We start from the raw sequence: 9,322 nt of genomic DNA on the forward strand, positions 1-9,322 counted from the left end.
TAAGATTCAGTTTCAGTGTTTTTAGGGAAGGGGGATTGGCGGGCGTGCCATAGGGGTTCCCCTTCTCGCTATTTATCCTTCCGTGATGATTGTCATGTCAATAAATAATCCATATGTCAATCAGTATGCATCATTTACGTCATAAAAAGCAAGAAAAAAATACCTCTCCCCCCGTCCATTGGGAGTGAGAGGCGACAACCTATCTACTCCTGTTTTAGCGTTGACCACTTCAGCAAATGTAGCTGACAAAAGTGATGTGATTACAGTGGCCACATATAAAACACCTTTATCCATTACTTTAGGTACAACTGCTGCGCCTCCGGCAATTGTACCTATAGGAACATTCATTGCTTTGGCCTTTTCATATAAACCATTGATTGTCTTCTGGACTTCCGGGTGTTTCGGACCGTCATCCTTGTAACCCATATTGATGGCCAGGTCCAGCGGTCCTATAAATACCACATCTATCCCGGGTACACTAACTATCTCTTCAAAATTTTCTACAGCTTCAGGAGTTTCAATATGCACAGTAATTAAAACGTCATCATCCTGCTGGTCAAGATATCTTTTCCCTCCGAACTTGCCGTACATGGCTGCCCGTGTAGAATATGCCGCGCCCCTTTGGCCCACTGGGGGGTACTTTGCTCTGTGCACAACCCTCTCCGCATCTTCTTTGGTGTTCACCATAGGCACTTGAATCCCCTTGGCTCCCCGGTCGAGCACTTTTTGAATAGCAGAATTATCGTAGTCGACCCTTACGAAAGGAACAAGCCCTACCCCCTCAGCGGCACGAATCATATTCTCTACCTCTGCGGGGTTAAACCACCCGTGTTCATTATCCAACACAATAAACTCGTAACCTGCATTCCCCAACATCTCAACAACTGTTGGAGAATAAAAATTAACAAAACAACCTAGTGCTGCTTTACCTGTTAAGATTTTTTCTTTAACTGGATTCGACAACTATGACACTCCTTTTAATGATACGTCTGATAAAATTATTTATAAACACTACTGCTAAATATATATACCATACACCCTAAGCCAATTATTCGGTAATCTTAGATAACTCCTTTGCACCTTCAAGCATATTCTCGACACCTTCGTCAGGTAATGCCGGAATATAGAAACAGTACATCTTCATGCTCTCAGCTGCGTAGTTCTTGCACTGGTGCCTGACACCTGCAGGGGCATATAGCACCATACCTGGCTCCAAAGAATAGTGTTGATCCTCAATGATCAGTTCACCTTTTCCAGAATCGATAATAATCATCTCATCCACCGGGTGGGTGTGGAAATCGGTCTGCCCATTTAGAGGATAGAGTGTTGAGATCAGCAATGTAAAATCCTGCACACCCTCATCATTTTGAGGTGTATAAACGACCTGCAGGTTCCGCTTGTTTGGTTCTGCTACTGTTTTTGAAGCTGTTTCTTGAATCTTTTTGAAGTAATCCATTTTTTGCTCCTCCCTATATTATTAAAATTATTAAACATCTAATTCTGTCATCAGTACAAGCTAAGTTCCTAAAAGCTTGCTCTCCTGGTAATCAAAATTTCTTCATCCTAAACGGCTATTTTATAATAAACCTTGATCTTTCTTTAAACTGCTGTTCATCCAATGGCCATTTTTCTATCTAAAGGACCACCTTTTAAAGGTTCAAAATGTTTTGGTGGCTGGGTATCATAACGGGTAAACCTATACCGGGTCCTACCAGATAGGTGCGGTAGAACTCCTTAGGCTATAAAATATTCAACCTTTGTAAGATCTTTATATAACCTGTCATTATTTACTGCTTCTTCCTCCCATTCTCTACAAAAAGGCACTTCTCCACTGCTGACTCTAACTATGAAGCTCTAACTTTTATAAAATTTACTTCCAAATTCATAAAAAGCATCATATAAAGCCACAACGTTTTCTGCAGGGATATCCCGTTGGATATTATGAATCGAAGATAAGATCAGTCCGCCACCAGGCGCCAGATCATTAACTCTCATTCTTACTTCCTCTCTTATTTCTTTTGGCGATTTGGATAGCACAGTACGGCTGTCACAGCCACCACCCCAAAAGCAAATCCGATCCCCGTATTCCTTTTTAAGCCACGCTGTATCGTTCATACCATCTGCAGATACCTGTATCGGGTTCCAGGCATCGAATCCAAGTTCGATAAAGTCCGGTATAAATTCTCTAATCGCTCCATCACAGTGATAAACAATTTTCACATCAGCTTTCGACTTGATAAAGTTAGTTACTTTTGCTTGGGCAGGCTTGATCAACTCCCTGTAAAGTTGCGGGCGCATAATGGGATATTGCTGTGTTCCCAAATCATCCGATAGGAGAACAACCTGAACATACTTACCTACCTCGCCCAAAATGATATCCCATTGGCACAGATGATATTCTACAATCCTGTCTAACAATGCTTGTATAAACTCAGGATTCATCATCATTTGGAGGAAAAAGTCTTCATACCCAATCAGCCATTGGCAAGGTACATATATACCTCCATAAAAGGGGCCACTCAAAACCAGTGCATAATCTGTATTTTCATATAAATCTTTTGCCTTATCCTTTAAACCCTCCACATAGCGCCGATCCCGAGGATCCGGCCAGGGGTATTTCTCCAGATCCTCAATTGAACATCCCTTAAGCGGATATCCCACAGGATCAAAGTACAACCCACCAACTGGACACCACCACTTTACCCCCCACTCATCCTTATACCAGGTGGAGCCATCTTCTTCTTTATGCATTATCCATTCCGGCCTTGGCCCGGTGGTATAAAGTGGGTAGCAATCCGCTTTGAAACGTTTGGCGAATATATTCGTCAGGTAAAACAGATTGGGACATCTTTGATGTGATCGTTACTTGATCATTCTTATATCCCAAGTAATCCTTGAGTTTGCTATAGGCATCCCTGTGTAAAGTTGTTAGAGTGGAAATACCGCCGATATCGATCGGAACGCGGTCTGGTTCCTGATGGTTAAGTGTTCTGATTATTCTTTCTCTTGAAGTAAGTTTTGCCATCAGCCTCTTGCTCCTTACAATATATTTGTCTTAGTAGAACATTGATAAACATACGTTCAACATTTGATCTTGCAATTCATGCTATCCCAACCCTGTGAATGCTTAAAACAATAAAATTAAAGCTATACTTAATACCACAATTAACAAGATGACTCTAATGTGCAGAGATGTCATTACGCATCATATACCGTTATTAGTTCATCTTGTAGTAGCAACTAATATTGGGGGATGTTCCAAGCTCTGGAGATCATCAATGATTATATTACCAACTAGAACCCTCATCATTGGCATAAGGTGGAACCAAAAGCAGGGCTTTAGACACGGTAAATATTATGCACCAGTAAACAAGTAGGTAAACTTGATTTTATTCTTTAACTGCACCAGCTGTGAGACCTTCAACAATATACTTCTGAGCGAAAATTACGATAAGAACAACCGGTAACGAAATAGATACCGCACCAGCAGCAGAAATTGCCCACTCCTTAACGGCATCAACACCAAACTGCGCTATAGCAACTGGCATGGTAACTGAGCGTGTTGCTGTCAGTACCACCGGAATAAAATATTCGCTGTAAGCAAGAATGAATGTAAAAATCCCTGCTGTTATAACTCCAGGCCCCATAATTGGGAAGATCACACGCATAAAAGCTTGCGAACGAGTACATCCATCTACCATAGCAGCTTCTTCTAAAGATTCAGGAATGTTTTTGAAAAAGCTGCGCAGCATCCAGATAGTAAATGGCTGGTTAATTGATACCATTATCAATATCAGTAAGATTTTGGTGTCAAATAGGCCTGTTATCTTTGCAATATAATAAAACGGCAAAATAAACAGAGTTCTGGGGAGTGCCCTAAATACGATAGCAACTAACAGCAAATAAAAGCTGCTGTTTTTTGAGTACCTGGCAAGGGCATATCCCGCTGGGCAACCAATGATCAACGAAATCGCTACACTACCAAGTGAAATAACCAAAGTATTATACAGGTAATGAAAGAACTCTCCATCGATCCATAAGGTTTGATAAGCACTTAGTGTAGGCTTAAAGACCCATACTGGTGGTATGGCGAAAGCATCAACAGGATATTTGATCGAGGTTATTACTGCCCATAAAAAGGGAAATATGCTAATAACCAGCCAAATAAGCAAAAGCCCATAAATAAAAGTTTTTTGGGTGTAGCACTTAAAAAATCGTTTCGTCTTAATCTTTTCCATTGACATTCTCCTTTCACGACAACTTTGCTCTTACCTATCTGTTTGTTCTTTGTAAGTCATATATAAAAATGGAACCAACAAGATAAAGATACCAACCATAGTTAGAATGCTTACCGCACTACCAGCACCCATATTCATTCGACCAAAAGCAATATCATAGTTATAGAACATCAATGATTCGGTTGCTAACCCAGGTCCACCTTTAGTCATAACCGCTATATTATCAAATATTCTGTAAGCGTCCATGACATTGACCATGATAATAAAGAGAAATAGCGGCTTAAGGTAGGGAACTATTATATATCTTATTTTTTGAATTGCAGTTGCTCCATCTACAACAGCTGCTTCCATAAATTCTTTAGGCATGGCCTGTAGGCCAGCATATAGTACCAAAAAAAACAAAGGACACACCCTGCCAGATATAATGCATCATAATTAACCATCTTGCTGCCCAGGGATCTGAATACCAACTAATATTCATACCGATCTGGGAAAGTAAATAAGAGCAGTACCCCCAGTTTTCCCTAAATAACCATCCAAAAAGTAACGTACCTACCACAGGAGGTATGATAAACGGGAGCAAAGCTCCAGAAATAAATACCCCCCTAAATCTAACTGCTTTATACAAAAGCATGGCAATACCAAAGCCTATAAACAGTTTAATTGCAGTTGTGACAACGGTAAGAAATAATGTAAAAGCTGTTGCGTTCCAAAACCTCGAACTTGCAATTACTTCTATAAAATTTTTAAGACCTACGAATTGGGCAGCTGTGCCGTAGGCAACGTTAAAAAAGCTTAAAAATAGTGTTAAAATTAAGGGCGCTATCATCAGCAAAACCATAACAACGAGGCTGGGTGCCGTATAGCCAATAAACTCTTTTTTCGTCATCTGCATGGTAATCTTCCCCTCAGCCATAGTTTGATTGAATAGGTGGCGGTTTTTCAAAAGAACCGCCACCTGACAATTATTTTTCACTTATTACTAATTACTTAAGATAACCCTTATCCTTCATGTCCTTTATCACATCTTGTTCAGCTTTTTCCAAAGCTTCTTCTGGACTTGTTTTGCCTGCAAGAGCTTCACTTACATACTGTCCAACTATTAAGCGTTCCGGGCCCATATACGGAAGTAGGGGATATGCCTTAGCGCCGTTATCTATGGTTTCCATTGCCGCCTTGTAATTCGGACACTTCTTCTGTATTTCGGGATTATCAGCAACAGATTTCCGTCCAACCATTGTCAAAGGTGCTATTTCTTCTATATTTTCCTTGCTCAGAGTCTTCGCTATTATTTGGAATACATAATCCGGGTTCGTACCTACATTTTTCGGTATGATGAACATATCCTGCGTCCAATTGGTAAATGGTATACCTCCTTCAGTACTAGATGGCGGTGCAGCATATCCGAATTTTCCGGTATAACGAGAAACAGTCTTGTCCTCTACTTCAGCACACCGGGTTGTCCATAGGTTAGCCATAGCAACATTACCCTGTTGTAAGGCTACAGATACATCATTGTTGCTATAAGAGAGAACTTCTTTAGGCATATAGGGAAGTAGTTTTTTCAAAAACTTGACTGCTTCTACACCTTCTTTGCTGTTAAAAAGTGGGTTGCCATTTTCATCAAACCACTCCCCACCATAAGCTAATAAAGCATTATTAAATTCGGTAGCCACACCACTTGCTCCACCTAAGGCCAGGGCAAATTGATACTGTGTATCACCCTTCTTTTTCAATGTATCTAGAACAGCAAACATATCATCAAAGGTTTTTGGGGGTTGCAAATTATATTTTTCAAAAAGATCGTTTCTGTAAAATAGATGCTGGACGTTTTGCTGGAATGGTATTGCATAAATTTCCCCGTCTTTACTTACAACATCTATCAGTTCCTTGGGAATATCGCCTAGCTCATATTTGTCCTTATATTTAATGTAATATTCAGTTAATGGTAATACCCAATCTTTTTCAATATACTCCGGTAACCAACCATTATAAGCATGGAGTATCTCGTAGGGAGAATTACCGCCTGCCGACAAAATCACCTTGGACTGGTTTTCTAAATCATCCCACCCGGTCAGCTTGACACTAACATCTATATCCTCTTGTTTACCGGCTTCAGTCATATTTTTACTTATTACTTCCATCGCACCAAAACGCATCCCCATCATGTTTAGCTTAGACGGTTTACTTTTATTCCCTTGGGGATCACTATTGTTTTTTTCACCACAACCAGCAACCACTACCATTACACCTATTAACATAATAGTTATCACAGTAAAGATAATGTTTCGCTTCTTAGTAGTATTTCTCATCATATAATCTCCTTTCTATCGCCAGGATCCCTATCTGAGGCTTATATTATCCTCAGTTTGAGGGTCAAAAATCTGAACCTTATTAACATCAATAAAAAAAATTGATCGCCTTACCAACCATTGCGCCGGTTTTAGAACCTACTTTAGCTACGAAGGTCTTACCAGATAAATCGAAATAGATAAAAGTTTCTGATCCCATTGGTTCTACGACATCGACAAGAACATCTACTAAGTTTTGATTCTCACCCACCTTTCCAGCATTATTATCTTCGGCAATATGTTCTGGCCTAATACCCAACACCACATCTTGATTAATGTGGTTTTTAATACCTTTAGTAATTTTTTCTTTATTTAAAATAAGACGTATTTTTTCATTAACCAGTAGGTATTTATCGTTCTCTTTAACTAACTTACAATCAACAAAATTCATTGCAGGAGATCCAATAAAACCAGCAACAAACATGTTAACAGGATTGTTATATAGATTGAGCGGTGTATCTACTTGTTGAATCGCACCTTTATTGAGAACTACTACTCTGTCACCCATAGTCATCGCTTCAACTTGATCATGAGTAACATAAATGATGGTTGTTTGTAATCTCGCATGGAGTTTCTGAATCTCTGTTCTCATCTGAACTCTTAGCTTTGCATCAAGATTGGAAAGTGGCTCATCCATTAAAAATACTTTGGGCTCCCTTACTACAGCCCGACCGAGAGCCACCCTTTGTCTTTGCCCTCCGGATAACTGGCTCGGTTTTCTATCCAAAAGATCTTTAATACCAAGCATTTCTGCGGCAATATCGACCCTTTCTCTGATTTCATCCTTGGGTACCTTTCTGAGTGTTAAAGCAAAGGCCATGTTGCCGAAGACGTTCATGTGCGGATACAAGGCATAGTTCTGGAAAACCATTGCTATATCACGGTCCTTGGGGGGAACATCATTTACTAAATCATTATCGATATAAATGTTTCCACTAGTAATGTCTTCCAGGCCAGCTATCATTCGTAAAGTAGTGGATTTTCCGCATCCGGAAGGGCCCACGAGGATTATAAATTCTTTATCTTGAATTTCCAAACACTGCTTATTTACAACTATGTTATTACCAAACTTTTTTGTTACATCTTCCAGCACAACTTTAGCCATGGCTATACCCTCCCCTAATGGTATACCTCTTCGACCTACTCTGGAGCGTATACAATTTCAATTTTATTCCGATGACTTACTTTCAAATTTATCGGCTGAATCAATATATATTTGTCTCAGAACATCCAATCCATCAAAAACCATCCATTCTTCGATGATTTTTTTCTTTATAAACCCTAAAATGTGTAATCCCCACTATCTCCACTGGCTTTCCACTGGGATAACCGAAATAACCTATTCCCTCATTAAGGCCATATAATCTCCATCTAACAGCGACATCCCAGTCGTCTTCTGAATTTCTCTGATTGCAAGTAACCCTATCAATGACAAACCTTGCATTCGGAAAACTAGCAAAAAGACTTATCAACATTCCCTGAATTTGATTGTGCCCAACAAGATCTCTGTTGCAAATAAAGTGAACTGTGGCGTTATCTGCATAAAAATCCTTTACATAGTTGAAAAGTCTCCATTCCCAAACCTTGTTGTACATTTCCAAAATAAATTCTCCGATTTCAAATTTATCATCTTTTTTGGTCATGAAAACATTCGGCATGTATTGACCTTCCATATTTTCACCAACTCCAAAATTCGACTGAAAGGCAGGTGCTTTCTCCCTCCCTTTCATCGCCAACTTCTTAGCAACTTCTACCGGATCGAAACCGAGTTGTTTTACTAAATAGAGGTTGTCTCTTACTAACCATTCCTCATGAATTCTATTGGCAAAAATACAACAGTCAGCAATAGTCCTGTACACAACCTTTCGCCCATTCGCCGGGCCGAAACAACTGTCTTCCATATTGGTTCCCGTTGAAAGTATTCGGTGTGATGAAAAAAAACCAGCCTGGTCATTCCCTGACCAAATAACATTCTCAGCAATGAGTCTCCTGTCAGGAAAAGAGTGTAACGTCTGAAGAGTACCTGATATGACCGAATTTATACCTGTATTAGTTAGAATTGGTGAGTGTACTTTTGATTCATTGTGATAGTATCTATAAATTAAGCCAATCCCTTTTTCTTCCCAGATACGATGGGTGATCTTAAGAATATAATCAACAATATCCGAATAGTCTTCATCAAAACCTTGCATACTTTGCTTACGTGACTTTTTTACTGCCATTTCGTTGTAATCACTGTAGCCAACCCTGTTGACTTCCCAGCTATCGCCGTAGTAAACTTTATTGTTACCTGAGTTAATGCACATCTTATCTAATATTGAGTTATCTTTATTTGCTTTTGTGTCGATGCGTTCTTCCTGATCACTCAACCAACTACTCCTCCTTCAATTAAGTATCCGATTATTTTAATATCTTCATTAATTTATTGATGCAAATATCATGCCAAGCAATTCTAATCACCATCGTCGTTGAAATACTTGACTACAGACTTCATTTGACTTTTCCTCTTCCTTCTTACATCATTAATAAAATTGTAGATTTTTCATTCTTATATGTAATTAATGACATACAATAAAAACACAAAAAACAAATGAACTCCCAATAAGTTAAATAGGTAAAGGTAAATGCGGGAACTGTTACCAGGTTACATATACAAACACTATTGATGAAGCAGTAAAGTAGCTACATGTCATAGAACAGTCAACTTCTTATAAGGTCAAATCTCTAGCATAC

General features: G+C 39.3%; 9 protein-coding genes and 1 pseudogene. All 10 read right to left on the reverse strand.

Annotated features, from left to right (window positions below):
- Nucleotides 1-120 precede the first annotated feature (120 nt).
- The 10 genes and pseudogenes from SSCH_RS02220 to SSCH_RS02265 all read right to left on the reverse strand — a co-directional run bounded on the left by SSCH_RS02220 (nucleotide 121) and on the right by SSCH_RS02265 (nucleotide 8,958).
- On the reverse strand, nucleotides 121-963 hold the full coding sequence (locus SSCH_RS02220) for an HpcH/HpaI aldolase family protein (protein WP_084710861.1): 843 nt from the start codon (nucleotides 961-963) through the stop codon (nucleotides 121-123).
- Between the two features lie 85 nt (nucleotides 964-1,048).
- Nucleotides 1,049-1,456: a cupin domain-containing protein gene (locus SSCH_RS02225; RefSeq protein WP_044664045.1), complete on the reverse strand. Its 408-nt coding sequence runs from the start codon at nucleotides 1,454-1,456 to the stop codon at nucleotides 1,049-1,051.
- 398 nt (nucleotides 1,457-1,854) lie between these two features.
- Entirely contained in the window at nucleotides 1,855-2,751 is an 897-nt protein-coding gene (locus SSCH_RS02230; protein ID WP_052835213.1) for a uroporphyrinogen decarboxylase family protein, read from the reverse strand.
- A complete protein-coding gene (locus SSCH_RS18720; RefSeq protein ID WP_044664046.1) occupies nucleotides 2,744-3,025 on the reverse strand; it encodes a hypothetical protein in 282 nt (93 codons plus the stop codon). Before SSCH_RS18720 ends, SSCH_RS02230 begins: the two co-directional genes overlap by 8 nt.
- Before the next feature lie 364 nt (nucleotides 3,026-3,389).
- A complete protein-coding gene (locus tag SSCH_RS02240) occupies nucleotides 3,390-4,238 on the reverse strand; it encodes a carbohydrate ABC transporter permease (protein WP_044664047.1) in 849 nt (282 codons plus the stop codon).
- Between the two features lie 30 nt (nucleotides 4,239-4,268).
- Nucleotides 4,269-4,604, reverse strand: coding sequence for a carbohydrate ABC transporter permease (locus SSCH_RS02245; protein WP_044664048.1), 336 nt, complete (start codon nucleotides 4,602-4,604; stop codon nucleotides 4,269-4,271).
- On the reverse strand, nucleotides 4,597-5,184 hold the full coding sequence (locus tag SSCH_RS02250; RefSeq protein ID WP_044664049.1) for a carbohydrate ABC transporter permease: 588 nt from the start codon (nucleotides 5,182-5,184) through the stop codon (nucleotides 4,597-4,599). The genes SSCH_RS02245 and SSCH_RS02250 overlap by 8 nt, the downstream gene beginning before the upstream one ends.
- A gap of 40 nt (nucleotides 5,185-5,224) precedes the next feature.
- On the reverse strand, nucleotides 5,225-6,553 hold the full coding sequence (locus SSCH_RS02255) for an ABC transporter substrate-binding protein (protein WP_084710863.1): 1,329 nt from the start codon (nucleotides 6,551-6,553) through the stop codon (nucleotides 5,225-5,227).
- 27 nt (nucleotides 6,554-6,580) lie between these two features.
- Nucleotides 6,581-7,694, reverse strand: a pseudogene (locus SSCH_RS02260) (ABC transporter ATP-binding protein).
- 133 nt (nucleotides 7,695-7,827) lie between these two features.
- Nucleotides 7,828-8,958, reverse strand: a complete 1,131-nt coding sequence (locus tag SSCH_RS02265; RefSeq protein WP_052835214.1) for a nuclear transport factor 2 family protein — start codon at nucleotides 8,956-8,958, stop codon at nucleotides 7,828-7,830.
- Between the last annotated feature and the right edge of the window lie 364 nt (nucleotides 8,959-9,322).

It is taken from the genome of Syntrophaceticus schinkii, from assembly GCF_000946815.1.
Taxonomy (GTDB): domain Bacteria; phylum Bacillota; class DSM-12270; order Thermacetogeniales; family Thermacetogeniaceae; genus Syntrophaceticus; species Syntrophaceticus schinkii.